Annotated in this window: 14 protein-coding genes; 6 read left to right on the forward strand and 8 right to left on the reverse strand. The window is 64.2% G+C overall.

Annotated features, from left to right (window positions below; translation table 11 throughout):
• Positions 1 to 27 precede the first annotated feature (27 nt).
• Complete coding sequence (locus ACZ9IL_RS20845) at positions 28 to 717, reverse strand: LrgB family protein (RefSeq protein WP_476005152.1); 690 nt, start codon at positions 715 to 717, stop codon at positions 28 to 30.
• Positions 710 to 1111 (reverse strand): CidA/LrgA family protein, encoded by a 402-nt coding sequence (locus ACZ9IL_RS20850; RefSeq protein ID WP_476005153.1) that lies wholly within the window; start codon positions 1109 to 1111, stop codon positions 710 to 712. Before ACZ9IL_RS20850 ends, ACZ9IL_RS20845 begins: the two co-directional genes overlap by 8 nt.
• Before the next feature lie 125 nt (positions 1112 to 1236).
• Between ACZ9IL_RS20850 and ACZ9IL_RS20855 the strand changes: the two genes are divergently transcribed.
• Positions 1237 to 2163 carry a LysR substrate-binding domain-containing protein gene (locus tag ACZ9IL_RS20855; RefSeq protein WP_476005154.1) on the forward strand — a complete coding sequence of 309 codons (927 nt, stop codon included), beginning with the start codon at positions 1237 to 1239 and terminating at the stop codon, positions 2161 to 2163.
• On the opposite strand, the gene pdxR is transcribed toward ACZ9IL_RS20855, so the two are convergent.
• The 3 genes from pdxR to ACZ9IL_RS20870 are packed head-to-tail and all read right to left on the reverse strand — an operon-like array spanning position 2160 to position 3852.
• A complete protein-coding gene (gene pdxR, locus ACZ9IL_RS20860) occupies positions 2160 to 3584 on the reverse strand; it encodes a MocR-like pyridoxine biosynthesis transcription factor PdxR (RefSeq protein ID WP_476005155.1) in 1425 nt (474 codons plus the stop codon). The two genes, ACZ9IL_RS20855 and pdxR, sit on opposite strands and share 4 nt — an antisense overlap.
• Positions 3581 to 3721 carry a hypothetical protein gene (locus tag ACZ9IL_RS20865; protein ID WP_476005156.1) on the reverse strand — a complete coding sequence of 47 codons (141 nt, stop codon included), beginning with the start codon at positions 3719 to 3721 and terminating at the stop codon, positions 3581 to 3583. Before ACZ9IL_RS20865 ends, pdxR begins: the two co-directional genes overlap by 4 nt.
• On the reverse strand, positions 3718 to 3852 hold the full coding sequence (locus ACZ9IL_RS20870; protein ID WP_476005399.1) for a hypothetical protein: 135 nt from the start codon (positions 3850 to 3852) through the stop codon (positions 3718 to 3720). Before ACZ9IL_RS20870 ends, ACZ9IL_RS20865 begins: the two co-directional genes overlap by 4 nt.
• 131 nt (positions 3853 to 3983) lie before the next feature.
• Between ACZ9IL_RS20870 and ACZ9IL_RS20875 the strand changes: the two genes are divergently transcribed.
• From ACZ9IL_RS20875 to ACZ9IL_RS20885, 3 genes are read left to right on the forward strand one after another with little or no spacing between them, the layout of a single operon-like run.
• Positions 3984 to 4451 (forward strand): OsmC family protein, encoded by a 468-nt coding sequence (locus ACZ9IL_RS20875; protein WP_476005157.1) that lies wholly within the window; start codon positions 3984 to 3986, stop codon positions 4449 to 4451.
• Positions 4452 to 4468: 17 nt separating this feature from the next.
• Positions 4469 to 4906: a rhodanese-like domain-containing protein gene (locus ACZ9IL_RS20880; protein WP_476005158.1), complete on the forward strand. Its 438-nt coding sequence runs from the start codon at positions 4469 to 4471 to the stop codon at positions 4904 to 4906.
• Positions 4896 to 5621: a GNAT family N-acetyltransferase gene (locus ACZ9IL_RS20885; protein WP_476005159.1), complete on the forward strand. Its 726-nt coding sequence runs from the start codon at positions 4896 to 4898 to the stop codon at positions 5619 to 5621. Before ACZ9IL_RS20880 ends, ACZ9IL_RS20885 begins: the two co-directional genes overlap by 11 nt.
• A 94-nt stretch (positions 5622 to 5715) precedes the next feature.
• Here ACZ9IL_RS20885 and ybaK read toward each other — a convergent pair whose 3' ends face one another.
• Positions 5716 to 6186 (reverse strand): Cys-tRNA(Pro) deacylase, encoded by a 471-nt coding sequence (gene ybaK, locus ACZ9IL_RS20890; protein ID WP_476005160.1) that lies wholly within the window; start codon positions 6184 to 6186, stop codon positions 5716 to 5718.
• 202 nt (positions 6187 to 6388) lie between these two features.
• Between ybaK and ACZ9IL_RS20895 the strand changes: the two genes are divergently transcribed.
• On the forward strand, positions 6389 to 7870 hold the full coding sequence (locus ACZ9IL_RS20895; protein WP_476005161.1) for a sensor domain-containing diguanylate cyclase: 1482 nt from the start codon (positions 6389 to 6391) through the stop codon (positions 7868 to 7870).
• 87 nt (positions 7871 to 7957) lie between these two features.
• Here ACZ9IL_RS20895 and ppc read toward each other — a convergent pair whose 3' ends face one another.
• Together ppc and argE are read right to left on the reverse strand one after the other, a co-directional pair.
• Entirely contained in the window at positions 7958 to 10591 is a 2634-nt protein-coding gene (gene ppc / locus ACZ9IL_RS20900) for a phosphoenolpyruvate carboxylase (RefSeq protein ID WP_476005162.1), read from the reverse strand.
• A gap of 214 nt (positions 10592 to 10805) precedes the next feature.
• The gene (gene argE, locus ACZ9IL_RS20905; RefSeq protein ID WP_476005163.1) at positions 10806 to 11951 is read right to left on the reverse strand and encodes an acetylornithine deacetylase; all 1146 of its coding nucleotides are present in this window, start codon (positions 11949 to 11951) and stop codon (positions 10806 to 10808) included.
• A 260-nt stretch (positions 11952 to 12211) separates the two neighbouring features.
• On the opposite strand from argE, the gene argC reads away from it, so the two are divergent.
• The gene (gene argC, locus ACZ9IL_RS20910; RefSeq protein WP_476005164.1) at positions 12212 to 13219 is read left to right on the forward strand and encodes an N-acetyl-gamma-glutamyl-phosphate reductase; all 1008 of its coding nucleotides are present in this window, start codon (positions 12212 to 12214) and stop codon (positions 13217 to 13219) included.
• The last annotated feature ends 6 nt before the right edge of the window (positions 13220 to 13225 follow it).

Raw genomic sequence — 13225 nt, forward strand, 5'->3', positions numbered from 1 at the left:
TGTGGCAGATCAAATGGCAGCAGTACGTTACCAGAACAGCTGGCCCAGCAGGGGGGCAAGCAGCACGGTGGCCATGCCGGCTACCATCATCACCATGCTGGAGACCACCCCCTCCTCGTTGCCCATCTGGTAGGCCCTGGCGGTGCCGGCACCGTGGGCCGAGGCGCCAAAGCCCGCCCCCTTGCCGAGCCGGCTGCGGATGGCGAGCACCGTCAGCACGCTCTCGCCGACCGCCATGCCGATCACCCCGGTCAGCACCACGAACAGGGCGGTGAGATCGGCATTGCCGCCGACCGAGCGGGTCGCCTCCACCGCGAAGGGGGTGGTAATGGATCGCATGGCCATGCTGCGCTGCAGCAGATCGGGCAGGTGCAGCCAGCGCGCCAGCAGCACGGTACTGCCCACCGCCATCACCACCGAGGCGATGACCCCCACCGAGAGCGACAACCAGTGGCGGCGCATCAGCTGACGGTTCTCGTAGACCGGTACCGCGAAGGCGACGGTGGCCGGCCCCAGCAACCAGAGCAGCCAGTGGGACTGGGCCATGTAGTCGTGGTAGGGGATGTGGAACAGCAGTACCACCGCCACCAGCAGGGCCGGGGCCAGCAGCAGCGGCATCAGCGGCAGTATGCGCTTGCGGCCATAGAGCCACTTGCTGGCGTAGTAGAACAGCAGGGTGAGGGCGAAGCAGAGCAGGCCGAGCAGGGTGTCAGACATGGCGACGGCTCCGGCGAGCCAGCATCAGTTCGAAGCGATAGACTCTGTCCACCACCAGTGCGGTAGTACCAAGCACCAAGATTGTGCTAATCACCAGCACCAACATGATGCGCCACCCGTCTTGCAGCAGCAGATCCTGGTAGTTGATCACGGCCACCACGGCGGGCACGAAAAACAGCAGCATCTCCGCCAGCAGCCAGCGGGCACCGGCGCTGAACCAGCGGACCTTGACCACCCCGAGCAGGATGCAGGCGAGCAGCAACAGCATGCCGGTCAGGTTGGCGGGCAGGGGCAGGTGGAAGGTGCGTACCGCTGTGTCCGCCAGCAGCCAGATGGCGGAGAGCAGGACGATTTGGAAGGGAGTCTGTAGCCAGCGCAGGCAGAAGGTTTTCATGATGCAGGTCTTTCTGTGAATCTGGTCACAGTATAGGAGGCTGGCAAACCTGCAAAAAATGAATTTAAATTATGAAAAATATGCCAATTTGGCATTATTTAAATTCCACCACCACGAGCCCCGCCATGGACATCCGAGCCCTGCGTTACTTCGTCGAACTGGTGCGGGAGCAGAGCTTCACCCGCGCCTCCGAGAAGCTGTTCGTCACCCAACCCACCATCAGCAAGATGATCCGCAGCATGGAGGAGGAGCTCGGCCAGCCCCTGCTCAACCGATCGGGGCACAGCTTCACCCTGACCGACAGCGGCCAGGTGCTGTTCGCCCGCGGTCAGCTCATCCTGGCCCAGATGCAGCAACTGGAGGCCGAGCTCGCCGACTTGCAGAGCCTGCAGCACGGGCGCCTCGCCCTCGGTATCCCGCCCATGGTGGGGCACGTCTATGCGGATCTCATCCGCACCTACCGCAGCCGCTATCCCAGGGTGGAGCTCTCCATCGTCGAATACGGCGGACGGCGCATCGAGCAGGCGGTGCTGGAGGGGGAGCTGGATCTCGCCATCACCATGCTGCCGACCAAAGAAGAAGGAGCCTTGAGTGCGCTGGAGCTGGATCAGTACCCGATCCAGGTGGTGCTGCCGGATCTGCCGCGCTGGCGGGCCTGCGCCGATATCCGGCTGGAGGATCTGCGAGAGGAGCCCTTCCTGCTCTACACCCAGGCCTTCACCCTGAGCGAGCGGCTGGAGCAGGCGTGCCAACAGGCGGGCTTCACCCCCCAGGTGGCGGCGCGCAGCAGCCAGTGGGACTTTCTCACCGCCATGGTGCGCAGTGGCATGGGGGTCGCCTTCCTGCCCGAGCCCATCTGCCGGCGGCTGACCCCGGATGGTCTGGTGTTGCGGCCATTGCTGCCCGAACTGAGCTGGCGGCTAGGGGTGATCTGGCCGGGCCAGCGCTACCTCTCCCGCACCGCAGAGGCCTGGCTCGCGCTGTGCCGGGAGAGCCTGGGCATGCCCTCGCCGGATCCCTCCGAACCTGACAATGCGGGGTCGGGCGGCTAGCTCCTCATCAGCTCCCCCAGCTGGCGGCAGAGTCGGCGCAGGGTCTGGTTGTCGAGGCAGCCAAAGCCCAGCAGCCAGCCCTCCCGGGTCGGCGTGCCAAGGTAGAACTGGCCGAGGGGGCGCAGCCCCAACCCCAGGGCGTTGGCGCCATCCGTCCAGCGCGCCTCGCCGCCGGGGGGCAGCAGCACGGCACACTGCAGGCCGGCGCCGCTGTGAATGGGGGTAAGCTCGGGGCAGTGCAGGGCCAGCTCGGCCAGCAGCAGGTCCCGCCGGCTCTGGTAGATCAGCCGGCTCTGGCGCAGGTGGGCGGCGAAGTGGCCGGCCCGGATGAAGTCCGCCGTGACTGCCTGCTGCAACTGGTTGCTGTGACCGTCGACGGCGGCGCGGGCTCGGCTGAAGGCCTCCATCAGGGGGCGTGGCAGCACCAGATAGGCGAGACGCAAGGAACCAAACAGCACCTTGCTGAAGGTGCCCACGTAGATGACCCTGCCCTGGCTGTCGAGCCCCTGCAGGGCGGGCAGGGGGCGTTGATCGTATTGATATTCCCCGTCGTAATCGTCTTCCAAAATCCAGGCGCCGTGGCGCTCGGCCTCGGCCAGCAAGGCCATCCGGCGCGGCAGGCTCATGGGCACCCCGAGGGGATACTGGTGGGCCGGGGTGCAGTAGATGAGGCGTGGCTTCGGGTGGTCGCCGATGGGATCCATTCCCTCTTCATCCACCGCTACCGGATGAAGGCGAGCACCGGCGCTCTCCATGGCGGTGCGCCCCCCCGGATAGCCCGGCTCCTCTACCCAGACCGTATCACCGGCATCGATCAGCAGTTGGGTCGCCAGCATGATCCCCTGCTGGGAGCTGGTGAGGATCAGGATCTGCTCCGGCTCGCACTGCACCCCGCGCGATTGCACCAGATAGCTGGCGATGGCGCTGCGCAGGGCTTCCAGCCCCTGGGGATCCCCGTAGTTCATCCAGTCACCGGCATTCTGGCGCCACTGCTGCTGCATCAGCCGACCCCAGATGGCCTGGGGGAAGAGGCGGGGATCCGGCTGGCTGGAGGCGAACGAGCTGCCAACTTGCGGCACGTCGTGACAGGCGCCCCCCGCCGCCATTTCCTGACCACGACGGGAGAGTCCCGCCGCCGACTGGGGTGGCCGCCGGGTCGGGCGCACTGCCGCCAGCGCCACGAAGCTGCCGGCCCCCACCTTGCGCACCAGATAGCCCTCCGCCTCCAGCCGACCGTAGGCCAGCTCCACCGTGCTGCGGGAGATGCCGAGATCCCGCGCCAGCATGCGGCTCGCGGGCAAGCGGCTGTGCTGGGGCAGGTGACCCGCGAGTATGGCGCCGCGCAAGGTGCGGACCAGCTGTTCATGGAGAGGCAGATCGGTTTGCTGCTGGTCGGCGAAGAGGGTGGGCAGGGCGGTCATGGCAGCCTCCAAGTGGACTGGGGCAGATGACCCCCCATCAGCATGGCGATGGCGCCGCGCAAGGTCCGCACCAGTTGCTCGTGCAGGGGCAGTTCGCTTTGCTGCTGGGCGGCAAAGAGCGTCGGCAGGGCGGTCATGGCAGCCTCCGAGTGGACTGGGGCAGATGACCCCCCATCAGCATGGCGCCGCGCAAGGTCCGCACCAGTTGCTCGTGCAGGGGCAGGTCGTTTTGCTGCTGGTCGGCGAAGAGGGTCGGCAGGGCGGTCATGGTTCTCTCCGGGGCTAACTGGGGTCACATAATTGGTCTGTCTATCTTGGCGAAATTGGTTGGCGTGGCAAGGCCATTTTCTCGCTACATTGAGTGAACGGAGCAGATATTGTCCATCACAAGGAGTCGGGATGTCGGAGTTTGGTGCGGTGATCAGCTGGCAGCGGGGGAGCGACGAGCCCTTCGTGGATCAGCGTTACAGTCGGGCCCATCGCTGGGAATTTGACGGTGGCGTGCGGGTGCCCGCCTCCTCCTCTCCCCACGTGGTGCCCTTGCCCTATTCGGTGGCGGAGCACGTCGATCCGGAGGAGGCCTTTGTCGCTTCCCTCTCCAGCTGCCACATGCTGACCTTCCTCTGGCTGGTGGCCAGGGCGGGCTATCGGGTGGAGAGCTACCGGGACGAGGCGGTCGGCGTCATGGAGGCGGACGAGCGGGGTCGCCAGTCAATCACCCGCGTCACCCTGCGTCCTCAGGTATTGTTTGGCGGTGAACGCCAGCCAGGCCTGGTGGAGCTGGAGCGGCTGCACCATCAGGCCCATGAGGAGTGTTTCATCGCGAACTCGGTCAGGACAGTCGTCACCACGGAAGTCGTGGCTTAATCACAAGGAGATCTCACATGAGTCAGGTATTGAGCACAGGCGTGGCGAGCCCCGTCGAGGCCAGCGCCTTCTTCGAGGCCCAGCTGGCCTTTCGCACGGATCCGGCGGATCTGGCTGCCGATCTGCTGAGCGGGGAGGAAGGGATAGTGGTCATCGACACCCGCTCCCCCGCGCACTACGCCGAGGGCCATATCCCGGGGGCCATCAGCTTCCCCCATCGCACCATGAGCCCGGCCAGCACCGCGGCCCTGTCGAGAGACAAGGTCTATGTCTGCTATTGCGATGGCATCGGCTGCAACGGCTCGACCCAGGGGGCCTGCAAATTGGCGGCGCTGGGCTTTCGGGTGAAGGAGCTGATCGGCGGCCTGCACTGGTGGCGCCAGGACGGCTTCGCCGTGGCCACCGGCAGTGAGGCCGGTGTCTTGCTGGAAGGGGGGGTTGCCTGTGCCTGTTGAAATCATCAATGAATTTGGCCAACCCACAGGGGTTCCCGTGCCGGATTGGCGCGGTGCCGAGTTTCCTCCCCATCGCGAGCTGAATGGCTGGGGCTGCCGGCTGGAACCGCTCAATCCCGAGCGCCACAGCGCCGCGCTCTGGCAGGCGTTTGCTGCCGACAGCGGGGCCATGTGGACCTATCTCACCAGCGGTCCCTTCGAGGATGAGGCGGCCATGCTGGCTTGGTTGCAGCAGTGCGCCGCCAAGGCCGATCCCCAGTTCTATGCCATTGTCGATGAGGCGAGCGGCCAGGCGCTGGGGCTCGCCAGCTATCTGCGCATCGACCCTGCCGCCGGCAGCATAGAGGTGGGCTGGTTGCACTTCTCGCCGGCCATGCAGCGGACCCGGCTCTCAACTGCGGCCATGGCGCTGATGATGGACAATGCCTTCGGGCTCGGCTACCGCCGCTACGAGTGGAAGTGCAACGCGCTCAACTGGCCCTCGCGCCATGCGGCGCTGCGGCTCGGTTTCAGCTACGAGGGTACTTTCCGTCAGGCGCGGGTGGACAAGGGCCGCAATCGGGATACCGCCTGGTTTTCGGTGATCGATGGCGAGTGGCCCGCGCTGCGTGCCAGCTTCGAGCGCTGGTTGGCGGATGAGAACTTCGATGGGCAGGGGCGCCAGCGGTTGCGGCTCTCCGATCTCACCGCCGCCTGCCGCGCTCAGGCAGACTAAATGCCCGGATCGTCGGTCGGCGCCATGGCTGGTGAGGCTAGCTAAAACGAAAGAGGCCCCGAATTGCGGGGCCTCTTTCTATTCACTCTGCTGCCTAGTCATGGTGCTCGCCAATGGGGGCGGCAATCCACTTCATCAAGGTGAGCATGTCTTGCGGCGCCACCCCGACCGAGAGGCCGCGCTTGCCGCCGCTTACCAGGATCTCGTCGAAGGCCATGGCGGAGTCGTCCAGCACGGTCGGCAGCAGCTTCTTCTGGGCCAGCGGGCTGATGCCCCCCACCTTGTAACCGGTCAGCTTCTCGGCCTCCGCCGGTTTCATCATCTCCACCTTCTTGAGCCCCGCCGCCTTGGCGAGCTGCTTCAGGCTGCACAGGCCCGATGACGGCACTATGGCCACCACCGCCTGTTTGTCGTGATGGGCGATCAGGGTCTTGAACACCTGCGCCTCAGGCAGGCCCAGTTGGGTCGCGGCATGTTTGCCGAAATCGTCGTGGGCCTCGCACTCGTAGGGGTAGAGCTTGTGGGGGATCTTGAGTTTTTTCAGCAGGTTGATAGCGGGTGTCATCAGATTTCCTCGAGCCGGAACAAGGCCAGACAGTCTGCGCCCAGTCCACTGGCGTGGCAAGAGGCGCCCCGATCCGGCTTGCGTGTGAGGCATGATTTTCCGAGCGCGGCTGAAAATGCACGTACCGATGAGCGGAGATCTTGATCCCGCATGTCTACACTGGATGTGGCTATCTGTTGGCGATACGAAAGGAATCGTAGCCATGAATACCCCAGTGTTCAGCACTCTCGATATTGACGCTCTCGGCCGTTATGACGCCCTCGCCCGATTGACCGCCCTCGATCGCGCCTATGGCATCGCCGAGTTCGACCTCGCTGGCCGCATCGTCTCGGTCAACTCGCTGTTCTGCACCATCCTCGACTATCAGCCCGAGGCGTTGATCGGTCAGTCCCACCTGCTGCTGCTCCCTCCCGAGCTGCATGGGGAGCACGATGCTTTCTGGCAGGGGGTACTCTGCGGCGAGATCCAGACCGGTGCCTTTTTGCGTGTCGCCCGTGGTGGCAGGAGCGTCTGGATCCACGCCACCTACACCCCGATCACCGACGAGGCGGGCACCCTGCTCGGGGTGATCAAGCTGGCCCACGACATCACCCCCGAGGTGCTGGCCGAGCAGCGCGTCGAGCAGCAGGGCCAGCTGTTCGACATCATAGTCGCCGCCCATCAGGGCTTTCTGCTCGATCGCAACCTCGCCTCCGCCTGCGATACCGTGTTCGAGCGGTTGCTCAGCGTCAGCCGGAGTGCCTATGGCTTCATCGGCATCGTCCAGTACGAAGACGGGCAGCCCAGCCTCTACGTTCCCTCCATCTCCAATCTCTCCTGGGACGAGGCCACCCACGCCTGGTATGAACAGCAGCGCCAGAGCCGGGGCGGGCTCATCTTCAGCAAACTCGACAACCTGTTCGGCCATGTGGTGACCCACAACACCCTGGTGTGCTGCAACGATCTGCCGCACCATCCGGCGAGCCGTGGCACCTCCCCCCGCGGTCATCCCCATCTGGACTGCTTCCTCGGCATCCCGCTGCGCCACAAGGGGGAGGCCATCGGCATGATCGCCCTGGCCAATCGCCCGGGTGGTTTCGACGAGACCCTGGTGACCCTGCTTGAGCCGCTCACCACGGCCCTCGGCACTCTGGTCCACGCCCGCAACCTGGAGGATGAGCGCAGCCGGATGGAGCTGGTGCTGCGCTTCAACGCCGAGCACGACTTCCTCACCAAGCTGCCGAATCGCAGTCACTTCTTCAGCCAGGCCAATCTCCTGCTCGCACGTTTTCTGCAGCATCCGGCCGAAGGGGAAACTTGCTGTCTGGCCCTGATCGACATCGACTTCTTCAAGCAGATCAACGACGAACATGGCCATCTCGCCGGGGATGTGGTGCTGGAGACGCTGGCCCAGTTGCTGATGCAGGCGATGCGCGGCAGCGATCTGGTGGCGCGCTTCGGTGGGGAGGAGTTCATCATGCTGCTGCGCGGCGTTACCCTCGACGATGCTCACGCCCTGATGGATCACATCCGCCAGCAGATAGAGTGCCATCCCTTCCTGTATCAGGAGCGGGAAATCACCGTCACCATCAGCGTGGGGATCAGCCTCTATCAGCCGGACTACCAACGGGTGGATGACTGGTTGCAATGCGTCGACCTGCGCCTCTACGAGGCCAAACGTCTCGGCCGCAACCGCATCGCCTAAGACTTGTCGGGCATTGGGTGGGGATATGCACGGAAATAAAAAGGGCGCCACAGTGGCGCCCTTTTTGCGTCTGATACGAGCCAGCGATCAACCGGTATTGCGCATGCCTGCCGCAATGCCGGCGATGGTGACCATCAGCGCCTGATCCAGCTCGGGGTGCAGGGTCTCGGCGTGGTTGCGCGAGCGACCGAGCAACTCGACCTGCAACACGTTGAGCGGATCCGTGTAGGGGTTGCGCAGTTTGATGGACTCCTGGATCCAGGGCTGGTCATCGAGCAGGTCGCCCTGCGGGCGCAGCTCCAGCACTACCCGGATGGAGTCGGAGAGCTCCTGACGCAGCTGGGTGCCGAGCGCCCACAGCTCTCGCGGCACCAGACGGGTATCATAGTACTCCGCCAGCCAGAGGTCGGCCTTGAGGAACACCATCTCCAGCATCTCGAGACGGGTGCGGAAGAAGGGCCATTGACGGCTCATCTCGTCCAGCACGGCCTTGTGGCCATCGTCGATGGCCTGCTGCAGGCCCTTGTTGGCGCCGAGCCAGGCCGGCAGCATCAGCCGGTTCTGGGTCCAGGCGAAGATCCAGGGGATGGCGCGCAGGCTCTCGACGCCGCCGTTCGGCTTGCGCTTGGCGGGACGGGAGCCGAGCGGCAGCTTGCCAAGCTCCATCTCCGGGGTGGCGGCGCGGAAGTAGGGCACGAAGTCAGGATGGCCGCGCACTATGCTGCGATAGTGTTCGCAGGAGGCCTCGGCCACCTGTTCGATCACGGCGCGCCAGCTCTCTTTCGGTTTCGGCGGTGGCAGCAGATTCCCCTCCAGCACGGCGCTGGTGTAGAGGTTCAGGCTGTTGAGGGCGACCTTGGGCAGTCCAAACTTGAAACGGATCATCTCGCCCTGTTCGGTCACCCGCAGGCCGCCGCGCAGGGATCCCGGTGGTTGGGACAGGATCGCCTGATGGGCGGGGGCGCCACCGCGACCGACGGTGCCACCGCGGCCGTGGAACAGGGTGAGGCGCAGGTTGTTGGCCTCGGCCAGCGCCACCAGGGATTCCATGGCGGCGTACTGGGCCCAGCCAGCGGCCATCATGCCCGCATCCTTGGCCGAATCCGAGTAGCCGATCATCACGTACTGGCGGCCCTGGATGTAGCCGCGATACCAGTCCACCGACAGCAGGCGTTCCATGACGGCGGTGCCCGCCATCAGATCTTCCTGGGTTTCGAACAGCGGTGCGACCGGCATGCGGAACTTGCAACCGGCCTCTTTGAGCAGCAACTGCACCGCCAGCACGTCGGACGGGGCGCCGGCCATGGAGATGATGTAGATACCGAATGCATCCGGGTCGTGCTCGGCGATCACCCGGCAGGTGTCGATGGTCTCGCGCGTCTCGGCACTCGGTTCCCAGTCGGTCGGGATCAGCGGGCGGCGGGAGTTCAGTTCATTGAGCAGGAAGGCCTGCTTGTCGTCCTCGCTCCACTCGGCGTAGTCACCCATGCCGAGGTAACGGGTCAGCTCGGAGAAGACCTGGCCGTGGCGCTCGCCGTCCTGGCGGATGTCGAGCTTGACCAGATGGATGCCGAAGCAGGCCAGCTTGCGCAGTACGTCCAAGAGCATGCCGTCGGCGATGTTGCCCATGCCGCAGGCGTGCAGGCTGTGGTAACAGAGCTCGAGCGGCTCACGCAGCTGGGCCGTGGTCTTGATGAGATCCCGGCTCTCGCTCACCTGTCCCTGCACCTTGGCGGTCAGGTATTCCTGGGTCTCGCGCAGTTGCTCGCGCAGCTCGCGCACCAGGGCGCGGTAGGGCTCGGGGTTGTCGCCGACCCGCTCGCGCAGCTCGGGGGTACAGTCGGCCATCGAAAGCTCGGAGGTGAGCTCCCGGATGTCTTTGTTGAACAGGCTCACCGCCATCCAGCGGCCCAGCTCCAGCACCTCGGCGGTCACCTTGGCGGTGACGAAGGGGTTGCCGTCACGGTCACCCCCCATCCAGGAGGTGAACTTGACCGGCGCGGCATCCAGCGGCAGCCGCACACCCAGATGGTGTTGCAGGCGCTCGTCCAGGTTGCGCATGAATTCGGGAATGGCGGGCCAGAGGCTGTTTTCCACCACGGCGAAGCCCCACTTGGCTTCGTCTACCGGGGTCGGCCGCTGCTCGCGGATCTCGTTGGTATGCCAGGCCTGATTGACCAGCTGTTCGATGCGATTGAGGATCTTGTCCCGCTCGCGGGGCAGCAGATCGGACAGCTCCAGCGCTTCCAGGCAGTCGTTGAGCTGCACGTGCTTGTGGATCAGGGTGCGGCGGGTCACCTCGGTGGGGTGAGCGGTCAGCACCAGATCGATGTCCAGCTCGCGCACGGCCTGGATGATGGCCTCTTTGGACAGGTTGGAGGCTTCGAGCTTGGCGAACATCTGCTCCAGCGGATCCGGGGTGCAGACCTGTTCTTCGCAGCGGCGGGAGATGGTATGGAACTGCTCCGCCACGTTGGCCAGGTTGAGGAACTGGCTGAAGGCGCGTGCCACGGGCAGCAACTCGTCATCGGAGAGGGTGCGCAGGGTCTCGAGCAAGCGTTCCCTGTCTGCTTCATTGCCCTTGCGGGAGGATTTGGCCAGCTGACGAATGGTCTCGATCTTGTCGAGGAAGGCCTGTCCCTGATGATCCTTGATGGACTTGCCCAGCAGTTGGCCCAGCATGCCTACGTTGGCGCGTAGCGCGGCGTACTTTTCGTTCATTCCACATCCTTATTTTTGTTGGTGCCTCAACCTTCCTCGGTGAGAGGCAGCCTCACTTATTGTTGTGCGATTACAACATATGCTCCGTCATCTTAGGGGGACAATCTAGCCAGATTGTCTGCGCAAGGTCAAATAACAAGCCGATTCAGAACATGTATTTCCTTCACCTGTCCCGCCCCGGCATGTCATGTAACTTACTTACAATCCCCTCGTCCTAAACACAGAAACGCCGGATCAGATGCTGCAACACCGCCGTGGTCGGTTTGACGAACGACAGATCCAGATACTCGTCCGGCTGGTGCGCCTGGGCGATGTGGCCGGGTCCCAGCACTATGGTTTCACAGCCGAGCAGCTGGATGAAGGGGGCCTCGGTGCAATAGTTCACGGATTCGGCCGCCCGGCCACTCGCCAACTCGGCTTCCCGCACCAGATCCGAGTCGTCCGCGCAGGCGTAGGCGGGGATCGGTTCATGAAGGTGTTGCAGGTGCAGGCAGCCCGGCTGGTGGATCTCGATGGGGGAGAGCGCTTCTTTCAGCATGCCCATCAGCTCGTCCGGCCCCACCTGCGGAGTGGGTCTCATGTCGATGTGCAGCTCGCAGCAGCCGCAGATGCGGTTCGGACTGTCGCCCCCCTGGATGTAACCCAGGTTCAGGGTCGGCTGGGGCACCGCGAATCGGTGGTCGGCGTACTGCTCCTTCAGGCTGTGCTGCAGCTTGAGCACCTGGCCCATGGCCTGGTGCATGATCTCCAGCGCATTGACGCCGTTGGCGGGATCCGAGCTGTGGCCGCTCTTGCCCGTGATGCGGATGGCCTCGGACATGTGTCCCTTGTGGGCCACCACGGGCACCAGCCCGGTCGGCTCGCCGATCACCGCGTAGTCCGGCTTGATCTCGGCCGCTGCGGCGATGGCGCGGGCGCCGGCCATGGTGGTCTCCTCGTCGGCGGTGGCCAGGATGCGCAGCGGCTTGCTGAGCGTCTTGAGATCGATCTCCTTGAGCGCCTCCACGATGAAGGCGAAGAAGCCCTTCATGTCGATGGTGCCAAGCCCGTACAGGCGGTTGCCCTGCTCGGTCACCTTGAAGGGATCCTTGCTCCAGCCCCCCTCATCGAAGGGCACAGTGTCGGTGTGACCCGCCAGCAGCAGGCCGCCTTCCCCCTGACCGATCGTCGCCACCAGGTTGAACTTGCCGGGCAAGTCCGGCAGCGCCGTCACCTCGCAGTGAAAGCCGAGCTGGCCGAACCAGTCCGCCAGCAGCCGGATCACCGCCTCATTACTCTGATCCCAGCGGGGATCGGTGCTGCTGATCGAGGGAATCGCAATAATATTCTTATAAAGTGAAAAAAAATCCAGATTGGCCATCAGCTGCTCCTTGCGTCCCCGGAATGTTTCTGTTAGAAAATACAAATGCAAAGTGAGTGCATGAATATTCTTTTCAGGCGCTCATCGACAAGGCTTCTAGTTGTAAGGGAAAGTTAATGTTCTGTCACCTGATCTGTAACCGACGACACACACCCGCCTGATTGCCCCTCCGCACACGCTGCGTCAAAGGGGCGATAGATCACCCCTTGCACCACAGCACCATGCTGTGAACTTCGAACCCAGACTTGGAATATTCAACAATGCTTAACACCGTTATCGTCGGTGCCAGTGGCTACGCGGGAGCCGAACTGGCCGCACTGGTCCAGAACCATCCACACCTCAAGCTGGCCGGCCTCTATGTGTCGGCGGGCAGTCAGGATGCGCACAAGCGCTTCTCCTCCCTGCATCCCCAGTGGGTCGGCGCGCTGGATCAGCCGCTGCTGCCCCTGGACAAGGACGGCATGAGCCGGATCCTGACCCAGGCCGATCTGGTGCTGCTGGCCACCGCCCACGAGGTGAGTGCGGAGCTCGCGCCCAAGTTCCTGGCCAAGGGGCTGCCGGTGTTCGATCTCTCCGGCGCCTTCCGGGTCAAGGATCAGCAGTTCTATTCCTCCTTCTACGGCTTCACCCACCAGAGCGAGCAGTGGCTGGACAAGGCCGCCTACGGCCTGGCGGAGTGGAATGCCGATGCCATCCAGGCCGCCCAGCTGATCGCGGTGCCCGGCTGCTACCCGACTGCCTCCCTGTGCGCTCTCAAGCCGCTGCAGCAGGCCGGTCTCATCGCCAACGGCTGGCAGCCCATCATCAATGCGGTCTCCGGCGTCTCCGGGGCCGGCCGCAAGGCGGCCATCGGTACCAGCTTCTGCGAAGTGAGCCTCAGCCCTTATGGCACCTTCAACCACAGGCATCAGCCGGAGATCAGCCACCACCTCGGCAAGGAGGTGCTGTTCCAGCCTCACCTTGGCAACTATGTGCGCGGCATCCTGGCCACCCTCTATGTGCAGCTGGCGGACGGCGTGACGCAGGCCCAGGTGGATCAGGCCTATCTCAAGGCTTACGAAGGCAAGCCGCTGGTGCGTCTCACCGGCCAGATGCCCTCCATCCGCGGGGTGGCGAACACTCCTTATTGCGATCTGGCCTGGCAGCAGCAGGGCAACATGCTGGTGGTGGTTTCCGCCATCGACAACCTGCTCAAGGGGGCTGCCTCCCAGGCCATTCAGTGCATAAATATCAAGTTTGGGTTTGAACCGGCCAGCGGCCTGATTTAAGGAAGG

The organism is Aeromonas sp. TECH754, assembly GCF_056279295.1.

Bases quoted from the DNA above. Each gene is read 5' to 3' on its own strand.
- ACZ9IL_RS20875 (WP_476005157.1), top strand. From the start codon at position 3,984: ATGTCGGAGTTTGGTGCGGTGATCAGCTGGCAGCGGGGGAGCGACGAG.
- ACZ9IL_RS20895 (WP_476005161.1), top strand. From the start codon at position 6,389: ATGAATACCCCAGTGTTCAGCACTCTCGATATTGACGCTCTCGGCCGT.
- argC (WP_476005164.1), top strand. From the start codon at position 12,212: ATGCTTAACACCGTTATCGTCGGTGCCAGTGGCTACGCGGGAGCCGAA.
- ACZ9IL_RS20865 (WP_476005156.1), bottom strand. From the start codon at position 3,721: ATGACCGCCCTGCCGACGCTCTTTGCCGCCCAGCAGCAAAGCGAACTG.
- ACZ9IL_RS20850 (WP_476005153.1), bottom strand. From the start codon at position 1,111: ATGAAAACCTTCTGCCTGCGCTGGCTACAGACTCCCTTCCAAATCGTC.
- ppc (WP_476005162.1), bottom strand. From the start codon at position 10,591: ATGAACGAAAAGTACGCCGCGCTACGCGCCAACGTAGGCATGCTGGGC.
- pdxR (WP_476005155.1), bottom strand. From the start codon at position 3,584: ATGACCGCCCTGCCCACCCTCTTCGCCGACCAGCAGCAAACCGATCTG.
- argE (WP_476005163.1), bottom strand. From the start codon at position 11,951: ATGGCCAATCTGGATTTTTTTTCACTTTATAAGAATATTATTGCGATT.
- ACZ9IL_RS20855 (WP_476005154.1), top strand. From the start codon at position 1,237: ATGGACATCCGAGCCCTGCGTTACTTCGTCGAACTGGTGCGGGAGCAG.
- ACZ9IL_RS20870 (WP_476005399.1), bottom strand. From the start codon at position 3,852: ATGACCGCCCTGCCGACCCTCTTCGCCGACCAGCAGCAAAACGACCTG.
- ACZ9IL_RS20880 (WP_476005158.1), top strand. From the start codon at position 4,469: ATGAGTCAGGTATTGAGCACAGGCGTGGCGAGCCCCGTCGAGGCCAGC.
- ACZ9IL_RS20845 (WP_476005152.1), bottom strand. From the start codon at position 717: ATGTCTGACACCCTGCTCGGCCTGCTCTGCTTCGCCCTCACCCTGCTG.
- ybaK (WP_476005160.1), bottom strand. From the start codon at position 6,186: ATGACACCCGCTATCAACCTGCTGAAAAAACTCAAGATCCCCCACAAG.